Raw genomic sequence first — 15,975 nt, forward strand, 5'->3', positions numbered from 1 at the left:
CCGACCAGGCACCCGGCCGCGCGCCGGGGCGGGGACGCGGTCCGGCGGCCGGTGCCGTTCGCATGTCGGTCTCGGGACCGCCGGCCGCGCCCGCCGCCTCCTTCCGGCTCGCGGTCGTGGCGATACGGGCGAGGTGCTGTGGCGATCCCGGGGCGGGGCCCGCGTCGACCCGGGCCCGTGTGGCCCTCCGGCGACGCGGGCAGATACGGTTCTGTCATGCCCGACTATCGCGATGACCTGCGCCTCGCCCATGTCCTGGCGGACGCCGCCGACGCGGCGACGATGGGCCGGTTCAAGGCTCTCGACCTCAAGGTGGAGACCAAGCCGGACATGACGCCGGTGAGCGAGGCGGACAAGGCCGCCGAGGAACTCATCCGCGGCCAGCTCCAGCGGGCCCGGCCGCGCGACGCGATCCTCGGCGAGGAGTACGGCATCGAGGGAACGGGCCCCCGCCGCTGGGTGATCGACCCGATCGACGGCACGAAGAACTACGTACGCGGCGTGCCCGTCTGGGCCACGCTCATCTCCCTGATGGAGGCGGGCGAGGGCGGTTACCAGCCGGTCGTCGGCGTCGTCTCCGCGCCCGCGCTCGGCCGGCGCTGGTGGGCCGCGAAGGGCCACGGCGCGTTCTCGGGCCGCAGCCTGTCGGCCGCCACCCGGCTGCACGTCTCGGGCGTCTCCCGCATGGCCGACGCCTCCTTCGCGTACTCGTCGCTGACGGGCTGGGAGGACCAGGGGCGCCTCGACGGCTTCCTCGACCTCACCAAGGCCGTCTGGCGCACGCGCGGCTACGGCGACTTCTGGCCGTACATGATGGTCGCCGAGGGCTCGGTCGACATCTGCGCCGAACCCGAGCTGTCGCTCTGGGACATGGCCGCCAACGCGATCGTCGTCACCGAGGCGGGCGGTTCCTTCACCGGCCTCGACGGACGCCCGGGCCCGCACAGCGGCAACGCCGCCGCGTCGAACGGCATCCTGCACGACGAGATGCTCGGCTACCTCAACCAGCGGTACTGACACGGTCCGTCCGCGCCGGCGTCACCCGAGTGTCCACGGCGTCGTCCTGCGGTTCCTGAGCGCCCCCGTGATCCGTGAGCGCCCCTGAACTCGCCTCCCGCGCCCTCTTGTTGACCCTCCCTTTAACTGCGACTCTGAGAGTCCCCCACTTGTGAACTTGTGAACCGCTTCTCGTTGGCGTTCACCAAGGAGGTGGCTCCATCCCATGCTCGTCCGCGACGCCATGAGCACGGTGGTCCTCACCATCGGCCCGGCACACACCCTCCGCCAGGCGGCCCGGCTGATGTCGGCGCGCCGCGTCGGCGCGGCCGTCGTCCTCGACGAGGAGGCCGGAAACCTCGGAATCCTGACCGAACGCGACATCCTCAACTCGGTAGGACTCGGACAGGACCCGGACACCGAGACCGCAGGCGCCCACACCACCAACGACGTCGTCTTCGCCACCCCCGTCTGGACCCTGGAGGACGCCGCGGCGGCCATGTCGCACGGCGGCTTCCGCCATCTGATCGTGCTCGACGCCGCCGCCCCTGTCGGGATCGTCTCGGTCCGCGACATCATCCGCTGCTGGGCACCCGCCCGGCAGCACGCCACCGCCTGAGCACACCCCCGTGCCCCGTAGGCGCGAGCGGGCCGGACCCCCGGTACAGGGGATCCGGCCCGCTCCCTACGACAAGCGATCCAGTGCTGGTCAGCCGCGCAGGGCCTGGACCGCGGCCTCCAGCCGCTTGCCGAAGTCTCCGTCGGCCTGACGGAAGTTGTTGATCGCGCGCTCGGCGATGTCGTCGCGCGAGACCTTGGCGATGAAGCCCGCCAGGTTGTCGACCAGACGGCCCTTCTCGTCCTCGGACATCAGGCGGTAGAGGTTGCCCGCCTGCACGAAGTCGTTGTCCTCGGCGTGGACGGGCGCCTCGCTGTTGCCGGTGACACCGGTGACCGGCACGGGCTGCCACAGCGGACGCTCCGTCTGGAACGGGCCGCCGAAGCTGTTCGGCTCGTAGTTCTTCGCGCCCTTGTGACGGCCGTCGTAGAGGAACCCGTCACGGGAGTGGGTGCGCGCCTCGGTGGCGTGCGGGCGGTTCACCGGCAGGTGGTCGGCGTTGATGCCGACGCGGTAGCGGTGGGCGTCGCCGTACGCGAAGAGGCGGCCCTGGAGCATCTTGTCGGGCGAGGGACCGATGCCCGGCACGAAGTGCGCGGGGCTGAAGATGCTCTGCTCGACCTCGGCGAAGACGTTCTCCGGGTTGCGGTTGAGCTCCAGCTTGCCGATCTCGACCGGCGGGTAGTCCGCGTGCGGCCACACCTTGGTGAGGTCGAACGGGTTGAAGCGGTACGTCGCCGCCTCGGCCGCCGGCATGATCTGCACCTGCACGGTCCAGGTCGGGAACTCGCCCCGCTCGATCGCCTCGCGCAGGTCCCGCTGGTGCGAGTCGGGGTCGAGACCGGAGACCTCGACGGCCTCCTCGGTGGTCAGGTTCTTGATGCCCTGGTCGGTCTTGAAGTGGTACTTGACCCAGAAGACCTCACCGGCCTCGTTGTTCCACTGGTAGGTGTGCGAGCCGAAGCCGTCCATGTGGCGGTACGAGGCGGGGATGCCGCGGTCGCCGAACAGCCAGGTCACCTGGTGGGTGGACTCGGGCGAGAGGCCCCAGAAGTCCCAGACGTTGTCCGCCTCCTGCGAGCCCGTGTACGGGTCGCGCTTCTGGGTGTGGATGAAGTCGGGGAACTTGATGGCGTCCCTGATGAAGAACACCGGGGTGTTGTTCCCGACGAGGTCGTAGTTGCCCTCTTCGGTGTAGAACTTCAGCGCCCAGCCGCGGGGGTCGCGCACCGCGTCGGCCGAGCCGAGGCTGCCGGCGACGGTGGAGAAGCGCAGGAAGGTCTCGGTCTGCTTGCCGACCTCGGAGAGGAACGCGGCCCGGGTCCACTGCGACACGTCGCGGGTGAGCGTGAAGGTGCCGTAGGCCCCGGCGCCGCGGGCGTGCACGACACGCTCCGGGATGCGCTCGCGGTTGAAGTGGGCGAGCTTCTCCAGGAGCAGCTGGTCCTGCACGAGGACGGGGCCGCCGACGCCCGCGGTCTCGCTGTTCTGGTTGTCGGCGACCGGCGCGCCGGCCTCCGTCGTAAGCGGTCCCTGCGTCACGTGCGCCTCCTGCGTCATGCCTGTCTGATCCTGTCCCTTGGCCAATGCCGAACTCGATCCTACGATAGACATTGTCTAAGTCAAGTGAGCTTCCAAAGTCACACCTGTTCGGGATCTGGTCCCCCTGCTGTTAGGCTGGTGCGCATGAGTGACCTGTTGGAACGACTGCGTGGACGCGGCTGGCGCATGACCGCGCAGCGACGTGTCGTCGCCGAGGTCCTCGACGGCGACCACGTCCATCTGACGGCCGACGAGGTGCACGCCCGGGCCGTCGCGAAGCTGCCCGAGATCTCCCGGGCCACCGTGTACAACACGCTGGGTGAGCTGGTCTCGCTCGGCGAGGTGCTGGAGGTGGCCACGGACAAGCGCGCCAAGCGGTACGACCCGAACGCCCACCGGCCCCACCACCACCTGGTGTGCGCCCGGTGCGGCGCGATCAAGGACGTCCACCCGGGCGGCAACCCGCTCGCCGACCTCCCGGACTCCGAGCGCTTCGGCTTCACGGTCTCGGACGTCGAGGTGACGTACCGCGGCGTCTGCCCGAACTGCGCGAGCGCCTGACCCACGCACCACCCGCAAGCCCCCGGCTCCGATGGACGCCGGGGGCTTGCCGCATTCCCGCCCGCTCCGGCACCCGGGGGCGCACAGCAAACACACCGAAGGCCCGGAACCATTGGTTCCGGGCCTTCGGCCTTCAGTAGCGGGGACAGGATTTGAACCTGCGACCTCTGGGTTATGAGCCCAGCGAGCTACCGAGCTGCTCCACCCCGCGTCGGTGAAATGAACACTACGTCAACCGGGTGGACAGGCGCAAATCACTTGAACGTCAGCCAGCCCACACACGGCACACACCGGCGGCCGACACCCGCAGGCGCCCGGCACCCGCAGGCGACCGGCGGACGCAGAAGCCGACGAACGCCGGTAGCCGGAACACCGATAGTCGGCGTACACCGGCAACGCGGCCGGTCACACCGTCAGCTCCTGCCTCGGCGCGCTCCGCAACGGGCCGACCTTCGGCGTATTAGCCGGCACCCGCACGTGCCCGGCCCCCACCGACAACGCGGCCGTTCACGCCGGTCAGCTCCTGCCGCAGCGCGTCCCGCAACCGGCCGCCCTCCGGCGCACGCATGACGTGCTGCCGGTCACGCCGGGGGCCGGCGCCCGCCCCTCGCCGACGGACACCAGCGGCGCAGCCCCGTCACGCCGTCAGCTCCTGCCGCAGCGCGTCCCGCAGCCGGGCCGCCCGCTCGGCGACCTCGGCGGGCCCGAGGGACACGGCCCGGTCGGCCCACCGGGACCCCTCGGCCAGCTCCCCACGACGCGCGTAGACGAGCGCGAGCCGCAGCGCCGCACGCCCGTGCCCCGCGTCGGCCGCCCGGGTCCACCACAGGGCGGCCTCGGGCTCACTCCCCTCCCTGGCCAGCAGCAGCCCCAGGTTGAAGGCCCCGTTGCGGGACCCGGCCTCGGCGGCCTCGCGGTACCACCGCGCCGCCTCCACCACATCGCCCCGCGCGGCGGCCAGCATCCCGACCCGCACCTGCGCTCTCCGGTGCCCCTGGGAGGCCGCCCGCTCGTACCACTCCTCGCACTCCGTCTTCTCGTGCGCGGGCTCCCCCAGCTCATGGGCGGGCGCCGGCGGACGCCGGGCGTCGAGCACGGCGGCCAGCCGGTACGCGGCCTCCGCGCTGCCCCCGCCCGCGGCGCACCGCAGATGCCGCTCCGCGGCCCGCTCGTCGCCCTCGCGCAGCCGCGCGATGGCGACCTGGAGGGCCGCCTCGGTGTGCCCGGCGGCGGCCGCCCGCTCGTACCAGCGCAGCGCGGCGGCCTCGTCCTCCTCGCTCCCGCGCCCGGCGTGCAGGATGCCGAGGTTGAACGCGGCGTCCACGCTCCCCGCCTCGGCCGCCTTGGAGAACCAGGGCTCGGCCCCGGCCGCGTCGCCGACCTGGAGCAGCAGGACGGCGAGCGCGTTCGCGGCCTCCCGGTGCCCCGCGTAGGCGGCCCGCCGGTACCACTGCTCGGCCTGTGCGGTACGCCCCTGCTCGGCGCAGAGCAGCCCCAGGTTGTACGCGCCGTTCTCGTCGCCCGCGTCCATGGCGGCCCGGTACCACCGCTCGGCGGTCTGGTGCTCGCCGCGCTCGGCGTGCAGCGCGCCCAGGGCGTTGGCCGCGTTGCCGTCGCCGTCCTGGGCGGCCCGCAGCCACCACACGGCGGCGCTCTCGGTGTCGCCCGCGTCCCGCAGCAGGAAGCCGAGCGCGCACGCCGCCCGTGCCTCGCCGTCCTTGGCGGACGTCAGGTACCAGCGCCCGGCCTCCTTGAGGTGGCCGCGCTTCTCCAGGATCGCCCCGAGGTGCAGCGCGGCCCGCCGGTGCCCGCGGGCGGCGGCCTGCCGGTACCACTGGGCGGCCTCCTCGCCGCCGGCACCGATGACACCGTTGTCAGCCCCGACCTCGCCCGCGTCGGCGGCCTTGCGGTCAAGGGTGCGCGCCAGCCGGTACGCCGCCTCGCGGTGCCCGCGCTCGGCCGCGGCCCGCATCCAGCGCTCGGCGTCGGGGTCGGTGCGGTGCTCCAGCAGGTCGGCGAGCGCGTACGCGCCGAGGGCGTGCCCCTGCTCGGCGGCCTGGCGCAGCCAGTACTCGGCGGCGGGCTCGTCCCCGCGCTCGCGGTGGTGCCGCCCGAGGGCGTGCGCGGCGGCCGCGGAGCCCGCGACGGCGGCGATCCGCCACCAGCCGGCGGCCTCGTCGGGGTACCCGCGCTGATGCAGGAGGACACCCAGGTTGTTGGCGGCGGCGCGGTCACCGGCGGCGGTGGCGGCCCGCAGCTGAGGCTCGGCTCCGTCGAGATCGCCGCGGCGCAGCAGCATGGCTCCGAGGACACTCATCGCCTCGGCGTCGCCGGCTTCCGCGGCGAGCCGTTGACGTGCCTCCTCGGCGGCCTCGCCGGTTTCGTCCCGGTCGGAAGGCTGCACAAAACGCCCTGTCTCCAACAGAGTTGCCTTGTCCCCCATAACGTCCATCGTCGCACCACCTGCAACCCGGGTACACCTGGTATACCGCAGTCAGTGAGGTCACTTCAGCGTTTTGTCGACATGCCCACAGAGAGACAAGTGAAACACAGATCTGCCAACTCACCCCGCAGGCAATGGTCTTCAGGCGCGTCGGAGTCCAACTCCGCACGCGCGTCCACACGTTCCGTACGCACGTCCACGCGGCGCCCGCACAGGCCCTCGGCGCCCGTCCACACATCCGGACGGGCCCGCCCCACCGCGCCTCCGGACGCGCGTGCTCGTACCCGGCAGGACACCCCGCTCCCCCGCTTCCCGTGCCCACGCACACATGGCGAAGGCCCGGATCCATAGGATCCGGGCCTTCGCCTTTCAGTAGCGGGGACAGGATTTGAACCTGCGACCTCTGGGTTATGAGCCCAGCGAGCTACCGAGCTGCTCCACCCCGCGCCGTTGTGTTGCAACCGTACCACGGCGCGGAGTGGGCCCCAGGTCAGCCCCCGTCGGTGCTCTTGTCGGTCTTTCCGTCACCACTCTTGTCGGCGCTCTTGTCCGCGTTCTTGTCGCCACCGCCCGTGCCGGCGGCCTTCTCGGCCTTGGCCTGAGCGTCCTCGGCCCGCTGGAGCGCGTCCTCGAGATCCTTCTGCGCCCTGCCGTACGCCTCCCAGTCGCCCTTCTTGAGGGCCGCCTGGCCGTCCTCGAAGGCCGTCTGGGCGTCGTCGAGCGCTTCCCGCACCGTCGGATCCTGGGACGTCGGCGGCTTGGTCTGCTCACCTTCGTCCGGTGGCTCCTGGGTCGCCCCCTCGGCCCCGAACACCTTGTTGAGCGCCTCGCCCAGGGTGTCCTCGAAGGCCGTGGCACCGCCGTAGGTCACCAACACCTTGCGCAGCAGCGGGTACTTGAGGCCACCACCGCGTACGTAGACCGGCTCCACGTAGAGCAGTCCCCCGTCCAGCGGCACCGTCAGCAGGTTGCCGTACTCGACTTCCGAGTCACCACCTCTGAGGAGCCTGATGGACTCGGCGATCGACGGCTCGGAGTTGAATTGGCTCTGCACCCGTTTCGGCCCGTCGACCGTTCTGCCCGTGGGCAGTTTGAGGATGTTGATCTTGCCGTAACCGCCCGTGCCCGCTTCGGCGTTGACCGACATGAAGGCGCTCAGGTTGTCCCGGCCGTTCGGCGTGAGCGTCGTCGTCAGGGAGAACGCCTGTGAGGTCTCACCGGGCAGCTTCATGCTCAGGTAGTACGGCGGCACCGCGTTGCCCGACTTGTTCGTCGGGTCGTCCGGGACCTGCCACACCTCACTGCCGCTGAGGAACGTCTGCGCGTCCTTCACGTGGTACCGGGTCAGCAGCTCGCGCTGGACCTTGAACAGGTCCTGCGGGTAGCGCAGATGGTCCATGAGGGACTGCGGGATGTCGTTCCGCGACTTCACGGTCCCGGGGAAGGCCTTCTTCCAGGTCTTCAGCACCGGGTCCTTGGTGTCCCACTCGTAGAGCGTGACCTTGCCGGTGTACGCGTCGACGGTCGCCTTCACCGAGTTGCGGATGTAGTTGACCTGGTTCTGCTGGGCGACCACCGCGCGCTGGTTGTTGGCGGCGGTCAGCGAGTCGGCCGTCGTGTCGCCCAGGGTGGTGCGGGAGGCGTACGGATAGCCGTTCGTCGTCGTGTAGGCGTCGACGATCCACTCGATCCTGCCGTCGACGACCGCCGGGTAGGCGTCACCGTCGATGGTGAGCCACGGGGCGACCGCCTCCACGCGCTCCTTGGGAGTGCGGTTGTAGAGGATCCGCGAGCCCTCGCCGATCGCGCCCGAGTACAGGATCTGCGGCTCGCTGAACGCCACCGCGTACGCGGCCCTGTTGACCGGGCTGGAGAGGTTGACGCCGCTGTCGCCCTTGTAGCTGGTCGTCTTCTCGCCGCTGTCGTCGGAGTAGTCGATCTCCTTCTGCGGTCCGCCGACGATCGAGTACTGGGTGGTCTTCTCCCCGTAGTAGACCCGCTGCTGGTACTCGCCGAGGTCGCCCTTGGACGGCAGGTCGTACTCGGTGAATTCCGGGCGGCCCTCGGCGTCGGCCGCCGTGCCCTTGGCCGCGACCACGCCGTACCCGTGGGTGTAGCGGAAGTGGTCGTTGATCCAGTTGTTCTTCGGGATGCCCTGGAGGTTCAGCTCGCGCAGGCCGATGACGGTGTCCTGGTCCTTGCCGTCCTTGCTGTAGCGGTCGACGTCCAGGTTCGACGGGAACGCGTAGTAGTTGCGCACCTGCTGGAGCTGCTGGAACGTCGGCGAGACTACGTTCGGGTCGAGCAGGCGGATGCTGGCCGCCCCGTCGGCGTCCTTGCGCAGCTTGCTCTTGTCCTCGGTGTCGCTGCGGCCCGCGTACTCCTTCACCTCGGCGCCGTCGATGCCGTAGGCCTCGCGCGTCGCCTCCAGGTTCTTCTCGACGTACGGGGCTTCCTTGGCCTGCTCGTTCGGCTGGACCTGGAACTTCTGCACGATCGCCGGGTACAGGCCGCCGATGAGGATGGCGGAGAGCACCATCAGGCCGAAGCCGATGACGGGCAGCTGCCAGGTGCGCCGCCACAGGGTGGCGAAGAACAGCACCGCGCAGATGACCGCGATGCAGAACAGGATCGTCTTGGCCGGCAGGTACGCGTTCGCGTCGACGTACCTGAGGCCCGTCCAGTTGCCGGTCGCCTTGAAGTCACTGGACTTCACCGCGAGCCCGTACCGGTCGAGCCAGTACGCGACCGCCTTGAGCGCGACGAAGATGCCGAGGAGCACCGACAGGTGCCCGGTGGCCGCGGCCGTGGCACGCGCGCCGGGGCTGGTGATCCGCAGTCCTCCGTAGAGGTAGTGCGTGAGCGCGGCGGCGATCAGCGAGAGCACCGCGGCGGCGAAGCCGAAGCCCAGCAGGAAGCGGTACCACGGGAGGTCGAAGGCGTAGAAGGAGACGTCCAGGTGGAACTGAGGATCCTTCTGGTGGAAGGGGACTCCGTTCACCCACATCAGCCACGTGCGCCACTGGCCCGCGGCGGACGCGCCCGCGATCAGCCCGACGAGAGAGGTGACCCCGAGGAGCAGCCACTTCTTGTACGGCGCGATGCCCATGCGGTACCGGTCGAGGCTCTGCTGCTCCATCGACATGGCGCTGAGCGGCGGGCGCAGCCGGTGGGCCAGCCACACGTTCACCCCGACCGCGGCCGCCATGAGCAGGCCGAAGACGAAGAAGAGTCCGATCTTGGTCCACAGCGTGGTCGTGAAGACGGACGAGTAGTCGACCGACCGGTACCAGAGCCAGTCCGTCCAGAACCCGGCGAACATGGTGAACGCCATGGCCAGCACGGCCAGGACGCCCAGTGTCATCAGCAGGGTCCGGACACGCCGGGACGGGCGGCCCACTCTGATCCGTGGCCCCGTCGGGCCTCCGCCGCGGTCCGGCATCTGGAAAGCCAAGGTGCGCACCTCGAAGTTCGCTGTTGGTCGGTCAGGCCCCCGTGATCGTGGACCCACACCTATGCAACTTACTCACGCTTTACTCGGTTCCCGCTTCCGGGTACTTCCGAGGCAGGATTGTGACCATGTCCAACACTCCCATGGCAGCGAGCCCGCTCACCCGGGCCGTACTCGAGATCGACGAGTACGCCTCCGGCCTCGGCTGGGACCAGCCCGCTCGCCTCTTCGCCCTCGTAGACACCGCGCGACTGCGGGCCCAGGAACCCGGTCTCGCGGCCCAGCTCGGTCTTCAGGACGCGCAGGAGACCACCGGTCTCACCCCCATCGAGCAGGACGAGGTTCCCGCCGACAAGCCGCTGGACGAGTTCCTCGGCACCATCGCCTGGCCGGACGCGGTCGTCGGCTGCGCGCTGACCGTGGAGCGGCTGATGCTGCCGCCGTCGGCGGAGGCCTCGGTCCCGGAGGGCCTCAGCGACAAGAAGCTCGCGCAGTGGGTGGCCGAGCACCCCGACCGCCAGGAGGTCCGGATGACGGTGGCGGTGCTGCGGAACGGCTCACGCGACTCGGCGCTGCGGCTGCGGGCCAAGGACGCGCCGACGGAGGTCCTCACCGGCTCGGACCTGGTGCCGGGTCTCGCGGAGGCCCTGTCGGCCACCTTCGCGGACTGACAGCTTCCGCCCCTCCGCCCCTTCCTTCTCGTCCACGAGTGCTTCCGTACGTCGACGGGGGCGCGCCCGCTTCCGGGTGCGCCCCCGTCTGTGCACGGGCACGTGGAGAGGTGCGAGCGAAGGGGATCAGCCCTTGGCCGTGCACTTCGGCAGGCCGTCGGTGTCGCCTGAGCGGATGTCCTCCAGGGCGTCCATCGCGTCGTCGATGGTGTTCACCTTGACGAGCGTGAGGCCGTCGGGGGTGTCCTTGGCGGCGGCCGCGCAGTTGTCCTTCGGCGTCAGGAAGAACTGGGCGCCCTTGTCCCGCGCGCCGACCGTCTTCAGCTCGATGCCGCCGATCGGGCCGACCTTGCCGTCGTCGTCGATGGTGCCGGTGCCGGCGACGAACCTGCCCCCCGTCAGGTTCCCGGGGGTCAGCTTGTCGACGATGCCCAGGGCGAACATCAGGCCGGCGCTGGGCCCGCCGACGTCGGCGAGCTTGATGTCGATGCTGAACGGGAACGTGTGGTCGGTCCCGGCCGAGATGCCGACGATGGCCCGGGCCTCGCCGGTGTCGTCCGACTTCTCCGTGGTGATGGTGATGTCCTCGGTCCGGGTCGCCGTCCTGTTCGCCTTCTCGGCGGCGGCCTGCTCCTTGGCCGGCACGATCGTGAAGTCGACCTTCTCGCCCGGCTTGTGCCGGGTGACCAGCTTCGCCACGTCCTCGGGGGCCTTGACCACCGTGCCGTCGACGGCCTTGACGACGTCACCCGCGTGCAGCTTCCCCTCGGCGGGGGTGCCCTTGACGACGGTGGAGACGATCACCCAGGACCTCACCGGGATGTCCAGCTCCTTGAGCGCCGCGACCTTGGCGCTCTCCTGGGACTGGCTGAACTCCTCGGCGTTCTCCTGCGTCGACTGCTCCTCCGTCTTGCCGTCGGGGTAGAGCGTGTCGTGCGGCACGATCTTGTTGTCGTGCGCCAGCCAGCCGTAGACCGCCTCGACGAGGTTCATCCTGTAGTCGGCGCTCGTGACCCTGACCGTCGTCATGTTGAGGTGACCGGTCGTGGGATACGTCTTGCGGCCGGAGACCTGCAGCACCGGCTCGCCCGCGTGCTCCCCGAGGGTGTTCACCGTCGGTCCCGGTGACATCTCCGAGTACGGCACGTCGATGAACACTCCCGCGCACAGGAGTGCGATCAGCATCAGGGTGGAGGCGAGCATCGTCGCGGTGCGGCGTGGCATGGAACGACAGTACGGGACCACGCGGACAGCGCACTGCGGGGGCCGCCCGTACGGGGGCGGCCCCGGCTCACGTCCCGGAGTGCGACTTCTCCATGGCCTCGCGGAAGCGCGTGTAACCGGCGAGTTCGGTGCCGTCTCCCGCGGTCTTGCGATTCCGTCCGACCCAACTGCCCCACAGACCGGCACCGATCGCAGCGAAAAGCGGAATCAGCAACCAGGCGAGCGCCGCCATGCCGACCTCCCAACCCCATGAGCGACCGCAACTGAGTGATCAGCAGATTAACCATCCGCCTGCTCAACGCTCATGCCCGGGGTGCGGTTACGCAACCCGGGGACCGGGCGGGGGTGAGGAGTTCACGCCACGGGCCGCGCACGGGTACCGGTCACGGGTCCTCGGCGGACGTCCACGCCCTCGCGCGTCGCCCGTCCGGCTCAACAGGCCCCGACCCACTCCTCCGTGCCGTCGGAGAACGTCTGGTGCTTCCAGATCGGCACCTCGTGCTTGAGGTCGTCGATCAGCTTGCGGCACGCCTCGAAGGCCTCGCCCCTGTGCGGGCACGACACGGCGACGACGACCGCGAGATCCCCGACGGCCAGGTCACCCACACGGTGGACGGCGGCCAGCGCCCGCACCGGGTACGCGGCGACCACCTTCTCGGCGATCCGCCGCATCTCCGCCTCGGCGGTGGGGTGGCACGAGTACCCGAGCCGGTCGACGTCGGCGCCCGAGTCGTGGTTGCGGACGGTCCCCACGAAGAGCGCGGTCCCGCCGGCGGCGTCGTCCCCGACGGCCCGGAAGACCTCGTCGAGGGAGAGCGGCGTCTCCCGGATCGCGAGCAGCCTGATCGGGTCCTGCGCCGCCTGCTCGCCCGGGTGGTCGTACGTAGGTGCCATGGCCCCATCGTGCCGCACACCACCGACAAGGCGGTATAGCCGTTTCGCCCGGCACACGCGCGTGCCCGCTTGGAGCCTCCTACAGAAGCGGTCCGTCACCCGTGCGGAGTAGGGACCACCGCGCCGTCGGCGGCGGCCCGCCGGGCACCGCACGGACCGGCGCCGGGAGGGCGCACCCGGCCCGGTGTCAGATCCGGCGGCGGGCCTTGCGGGCCCGGCGGACGAGGGCCGCCGTACCGAGCAGGGCGACCGTCGCCCCCGCGGCTCCCGCGGCGGTGGCGTCCTTGCGCCCGAGCCGCCGCCCGGCCACCGTGTGCCGCCCGGCGACCTCCTCCAGCAGCTCGGCGAGGACCTCCTCGTTGGTCCACCGGGGCCGCCATCCGGCGTCGTGCAGCTTGTTCCCGCTGACCACCCAGGGGTACATCGTGTACGCCAGGTCACCGGCCGGCGAAGGGGTCAGCCCGATCCGGTGCAGCCGGGCGGCCGCGCCGAGCGCCACCGCGGACGGCAGCTCCATCCGCCGGATGCCGCTCAGCTCCTCGACCTCCTCCTGCTCCAGCCACCCGTCGCAGCCGACGACGAGTTCGCCGTCGGCCTTCTCCAGGACGGCGTACTCCAGCGCGCTGCACAGGTCCTCGACGTGGCAGAACTGCCAGGCGGGCCGCGAGCCGGCCACCACCAGCAGGCGCGGCGACTCGAAGTACCTGGTCAGCGCCGTGTCCGTGCCGCCGACCAGCACCGCGGGACGCACGACGGTGACATTGAGGCCCGGGTGGGCGCGCGGCGCGCGCCGGGCGAGCCGCTCGATCTCCAGGAGGTCCCCGACGCCCGTGGCCTCGGCGGTCGCCCGCAGTTCGGCGTCCTCCGAGAGCGGCAGCTCGTTGTCGGGCAGCGCGCCGTAGACCATCGCCGAGGTGCACAGCACCACCCGGTGGACCCCGGCGGCCGCGGCGGCCGTCAGCACCGTCTGCGTCCCCCGGACGTTGTAGGCGGTACGGGCCGCCGCATCGCTCTCCAGGTCCAGATCCAGCGCCAGGTGCACGACGACGTCGGCGCCGCGCAGCTTCTCGGCGATGGCCGGGTCCCGCACGTCGAGGATCTGCCACTGCGCCCCGGCGCAGTCGCCGCGCCGCTCGTCGATGGCGATGACCTGCTTGATCTCCTCGCTGGCGGCCAGCCGCTCGGTGAGCAGCGCGCCCACGCCGGACGCCGCGCCGGTGACGGCGACGACGGGCCCGCGGGCGGCCGGGCTGGTTGAGGGGTTTCGCGCTGCGCGAACCTGCGGATCTGGGGAACTCACCGGGCGTCTCCAGCGGTTGTCTTCAGTAACGAACGCGCGTGACGCGTGCGTACCAGGTGGCATCCATCCTGCCGCAGGCGGAGAGTCGGCGAAGCACCGAGGCCCGATCGGCCCTTGGTGTCTACGCTGGGTGGTGTTGTCGGGCAGCCGCCGTCGGAAAGAACCGGCGGCCTTACCAGCCGAGGAATCCCGTGAGTGACACCCCATTCGGATTCGGCCTTCCGCCGGAGGAGCCGGAGAACGGCGACGAGGGCAAGAAGAAGGACCAGGAGAGCGGCGGTGGTCAGGGACCGGCCAACCCGTTCGGCTTCGGGTTTCCCGGAGCCGGCGGTCCCGGCGCCGACAATCCGCTCGCCGCGATGTTCGGTTCCCTGAACCCCAACGACCTGGGCGCCGCGTTCCAGCAGCTGGGCCAGATGCTCTCGTACGAGGGCGGCCCGGTGAACTGGGACATGGCCAAGCAGATCGCCCGCCAGACGGTCTCCCAGGGCACGTCCGAGGGCACCAAGGACGCGAGCGTGGGCCCCGCCGAGCGCACGGCGGTGCAGGAGGCCGTCCGTCTGGCCGATCTCTGGCTGGACGACGCGACGTCCTTGCCGTCCGGTGCAGGCTCCGCCGTGGCCTGGAGCCGCGCGGAGTGGGTCGAGGCGACCCTGCCGGTGTGGAAGGAGCTCGTCGATCCGGTCGCCGAGCGCGTCGGCGCGGCCATGGGCGACGTGCTGCCCGAGGAGATGCAGGCCATGGCGGGCCCGCTGATCGGCATGATGCGGTCCATGGGCGGCGCCATGTTCGGCACGCAGATCGGGCAGGCCGTGGGCGTGCTCGCGGGCGAGGTCGTCGGCTCCACCGACATCGGCCTCCCGCTCGGCCCCGCCGGCAAGGCCGCGCTGCTCCCGCTGAACATCGAGGTGTTCGGCAAGGACCTGGGCGTCCCCCAGGAGGAGGTGCGGCTGTATCTCGCCCTGCGCGAGGCGGCCCACCAGCGGCTCTTCACGCACGTGCCGTGGCTGCGCTCGCACCTCTTCGGCGCCGTCGAGGGCTACGCGCGCGGGATCAAGGTCGACACCGCCAAGCTGGAGGACGTGGTCGGCCAGTTCGACCCGCAGAACCCCGAGCAGCTGCAGGACGCGCTCCAGCAGGGCATGTTCCAGCCGGAGGACACCCCGGAGCAGAAGGCCGCGCTGGCCCGTCTGGAGACGGCGCTCGCGCTGGTCGAGGGCTGGGTCGACGCGGTCGTGCACGCCGCGGCCAAGCCGCGGCTGTCCTCCGCCGACGCGCTGCGCGAGACGCTGCGCCGCCGCCGCGCCTCGGGCGGTCCCGCCGAGCAGACGTTCGCGACCCTGATCGGCCTGGAGCTGCGCCCGCGCCGGCTGCGGGACGCCTCGCGCCTGTGGGCGTCCCTCACGGACGCGCGCGGGGTCGACGGCCGCGACGGCCTGTGGGCGCACCCGGACATGCTGCCCACCTCGTCCGACCTGGACGACCCGGACGGCTTCGTGCACCGCGAGCAGCTGGACTTCTCCGAGCTCGACAAGATGCTCGGCGAGGCGGCGGACGGTCCCGGCGGCCGGCAGAACCTGAAGAAGGACGGGACCGGCGAGACCGGCGGAACCCGGGGCGACGCCACGGAGGACGACGGCAAGGGCGAGAGCAAGGGCGACGGCACCGAGTGACGCTGCACGACGACGCGGTCCTCGTACTGAAGGGGTACGGGGACCAGCAGGAGCTGCGCCAGGTCTACCTGGACCATCTGGCGGCGCACCCGGACGGCCTGTGGAAGGCGTGTACGGCGGGCCACCTCACGGCGAGCGCCCTGGTGGTCGACCCCGAGCGGGGCCGGGTGCTGCTGACACTCCACCGCAAGCTGCGCATGTGGCTCCAGATGGGCGGTCACTGCGAGCCCGGGGACGCCACGGTCGCGGCGGCCGCCCTGCGCGAGGCCACGGAGGAGTCGGGCATCGCGGGTCTGACCCTGGTGCCGGGCGGTCCGGTGCGCCTGGACCGGCACCCGATCCCGCCGCCGTGCCACTGGCATCTCGACGTCCAGTACGCGGTGCTCGCCGCGCCCGGGGCGGTGCACGAGATCAGTGACGAGTCGCTGGACCTGCGCTGGTTCGCGTACGACGAGGTCGCGGGGGTGGCCGACGCCTCGGTCGTCCGGTTGGTGGAGGCCGCCCGGGCCAGGCTGCAAGCGGCTGGGTCCTGACGGACGGGTAAGGGGCGGTCGCCATGGCGACCGCCCCTTACCCGTGCCTCCCGGGAGGCGCTTGTGCC

13 protein-coding genes and 2 tRNA genes are annotated in these 15,975 nt (G+C 71.2%); 6 read left to right on the forward strand and 9 right to left on the reverse strand.

The genetic code is table 11. From position 1 onward, the window contains the following. The first annotated feature begins 216 nt into the window (after nt 1–216). Nucleotides 217–1,017 carry a histidinol-phosphatase gene (gene hisN / locus ACWGIS_RS33570; RefSeq protein WP_453366282.1) on the forward strand — a complete coding sequence of 267 codons (801 nt, stop codon included), beginning with the start codon at nt 217–219 and terminating at the stop codon, nt 1,015–1,017. Nucleotides 1,018–1,222: 205 nt separating this feature from the next. Beyond that, nucleotides 1,223–1,615: a CBS domain-containing protein gene (locus tag ACWGIS_RS33575; protein ID WP_453366283.1), complete on the forward strand. Its 393-nt coding sequence runs from the start codon at nt 1,223–1,225 to the stop codon at nt 1,613–1,615. 90 nt (nt 1,616–1,705) lie between these two features. On the opposite strand, the gene ACWGIS_RS33580 is transcribed toward ACWGIS_RS33575, so the two are convergent. Continuing rightward, complete coding sequence (locus ACWGIS_RS33580) at nt 1,706–3,175, reverse strand: catalase (protein WP_453366284.1); 1,470 nt, start codon at nt 3,173–3,175, stop codon at nt 1,706–1,708. Nucleotides 3,176–3,301: 126 nt separating this feature from the next. On the opposite strand from ACWGIS_RS33580, the gene ACWGIS_RS33585 reads away from it, so the two are divergent. Then, entirely contained in the window at nt 3,302–3,718 is a 417-nt protein-coding gene (locus ACWGIS_RS33585; RefSeq protein ID WP_355784264.1) for a Fur family transcriptional regulator, read from the forward strand. A 137-nt stretch (nt 3,719–3,855) separates the two neighbouring features. Here the strand turns inward: ACWGIS_RS33585 and ACWGIS_RS33590 are convergent. From ACWGIS_RS33590 to ACWGIS_RS33605, 4 genes are all read right to left on the reverse strand, one after another. Beyond that, nucleotides 3,856–3,929: transfer RNA gene (locus tag ACWGIS_RS33590), tRNA-Met, on the reverse strand. A 426-nt stretch (nt 3,930–4,355) separates the two neighbouring features. Next, the gene (locus ACWGIS_RS33595; RefSeq protein WP_453366285.1) at nt 4,356–6,170 is read right to left on the reverse strand and encodes a sel1 repeat family protein; all 1,815 of its coding nucleotides are present in this window, start codon (nt 6,168–6,170) and stop codon (nt 4,356–4,358) included. Nucleotides 6,171–6,534: 364 nt separating this feature from the next. Then, nucleotides 6,535–6,608: transfer RNA gene (locus ACWGIS_RS33600), tRNA-Met, on the reverse strand. Between the two features lie 43 nt (nt 6,609–6,651). Beyond that, the gene (locus tag ACWGIS_RS33605) at nt 6,652–9,603 is read right to left on the reverse strand and encodes a UPF0182 family membrane protein (RefSeq protein ID WP_453366293.1); all 2,952 of its coding nucleotides are present in this window, start codon (nt 9,601–9,603) and stop codon (nt 6,652–6,654) included. Between the two features lie 137 nt (nt 9,604–9,740). Here ACWGIS_RS33605 and ACWGIS_RS33610 point away from each other — a divergent pair, with 137 nt between their 5' ends. Then, nucleotides 9,741–10,283: a PPA1309 family protein gene (locus ACWGIS_RS33610; protein WP_453366286.1), complete on the forward strand. Its 543-nt coding sequence runs from the start codon at nt 9,741–9,743 to the stop codon at nt 10,281–10,283. A 126-nt stretch (nt 10,284–10,409) separates the two neighbouring features. Here the strand turns inward: ACWGIS_RS33610 and ACWGIS_RS33615 are convergent, their stop codons facing one another. The 4 genes from ACWGIS_RS33615 to ACWGIS_RS33630 all read right to left on the reverse strand — a co-directional run bounded on the left by ACWGIS_RS33615 (nt 10,410) and on the right by ACWGIS_RS33630 (nt 13,701). Next, on the reverse strand, nt 10,410–11,507 hold the full coding sequence (locus ACWGIS_RS33615) for a YlbL family protein (protein WP_453366287.1): 1,098 nt from the start codon (nt 11,505–11,507) through the stop codon (nt 10,410–10,412). Between the two features lie 67 nt (nt 11,508–11,574). Next, nucleotides 11,575–11,739, reverse strand: a complete 165-nt coding sequence (locus ACWGIS_RS33620) for a hypothetical protein (RefSeq protein ID WP_453366288.1) — start codon at nt 11,737–11,739, stop codon at nt 11,575–11,577. 200 nt (nt 11,740–11,939) lie between these two features. Beyond that, on the reverse strand, nt 11,940–12,401 hold the full coding sequence (locus tag ACWGIS_RS33625) for a molybdenum cofactor biosynthesis protein MoaE (protein WP_355781823.1): 462 nt from the start codon (nt 12,399–12,401) through the stop codon (nt 11,940–11,942). A 187-nt stretch (nt 12,402–12,588) separates the two neighbouring features. Continuing rightward, complete coding sequence (locus tag ACWGIS_RS33630) at nt 12,589–13,701, reverse strand: SDR family oxidoreductase (protein WP_453366289.1); 1,113 nt, start codon at nt 13,699–13,701, stop codon at nt 12,589–12,591. A 191-nt stretch (nt 13,702–13,892) separates the two neighbouring features. On the opposite strand from ACWGIS_RS33630, the gene ACWGIS_RS33635 reads away from it, so the two are divergent. Both ACWGIS_RS33635 and ACWGIS_RS33640 read left to right on the forward strand, forming a co-directional pair. Continuing rightward, nucleotides 13,893–15,374, forward strand: a complete 1,482-nt coding sequence (locus ACWGIS_RS33635; protein ID WP_453366290.1) for a zinc-dependent metalloprotease — start codon at nt 13,893–13,895, stop codon at nt 15,372–15,374. Next, complete coding sequence (locus ACWGIS_RS33640; RefSeq protein ID WP_453366291.1) at nt 15,371–15,907, forward strand: NUDIX hydrolase; 537 nt, start codon at nt 15,371–15,373, stop codon at nt 15,905–15,907. Before ACWGIS_RS33635 ends, ACWGIS_RS33640 begins: the two co-directional genes overlap by 4 nt. The last annotated feature ends 68 nt before the right edge of the window (nt 15,908–15,975 follow it).

The organism is Streptomyces sp. NPDC054842, assembly GCF_053611025.1.

Bases quoted from the DNA above. Each gene is read 5' to 3' on its own strand.
- ACWGIS_RS33585 (WP_355784264.1), top strand. From the start codon at position 3,302: ATGAGTGACCTGTTGGAACGACTGCGTGGACGCGGCTGGCGCATGACC.
- ACWGIS_RS33620 (WP_453366288.1), bottom strand. From the start codon at position 11,739: ATGGCGGCGCTCGCCTGGTTGCTGATTCCGCTTTTCGCTGCGATCGGT.
- ACWGIS_RS33625 (WP_355781823.1), bottom strand. From the start codon at position 12,401: ATGGCACCTACGTACGACCACCCGGGCGAGCAGGCGGCGCAGGACCCG.
- ACWGIS_RS33595 (WP_453366285.1), bottom strand. From the start codon at position 6,170: ATGGACGTTATGGGGGACAAGGCAACTCTGTTGGAGACAGGGCGTTTT.
- hisN (WP_453366282.1), top strand. From the start codon at position 217: ATGCCCGACTATCGCGATGACCTGCGCCTCGCCCATGTCCTGGCGGAC.
- ACWGIS_RS33605 (WP_453366293.1), bottom strand. From the start codon at position 9,603: ATGCCGGACCGCGGCGGAGGCCCGACGGGGCCACGGATCAGAGTGGGC.
- ACWGIS_RS33580 (WP_453366284.1), bottom strand. From the start codon at position 3,175: ATGACGCAGGAGGCGCACGTGACGCAGGGACCGCTTACGACGGAGGCC.
- ACWGIS_RS33575 (WP_453366283.1), top strand. From the start codon at position 1,223: ATGCTCGTCCGCGACGCCATGAGCACGGTGGTCCTCACCATCGGCCCG.
- ACWGIS_RS33615 (WP_453366287.1), bottom strand. From the start codon at position 11,507: ATGCCACGCCGCACCGCGACGATGCTCGCCTCCACCCTGATGCTGATC.
- ACWGIS_RS33610 (WP_453366286.1), top strand. From the start codon at position 9,741: ATGTCCAACACTCCCATGGCAGCGAGCCCGCTCACCCGGGCCGTACTC.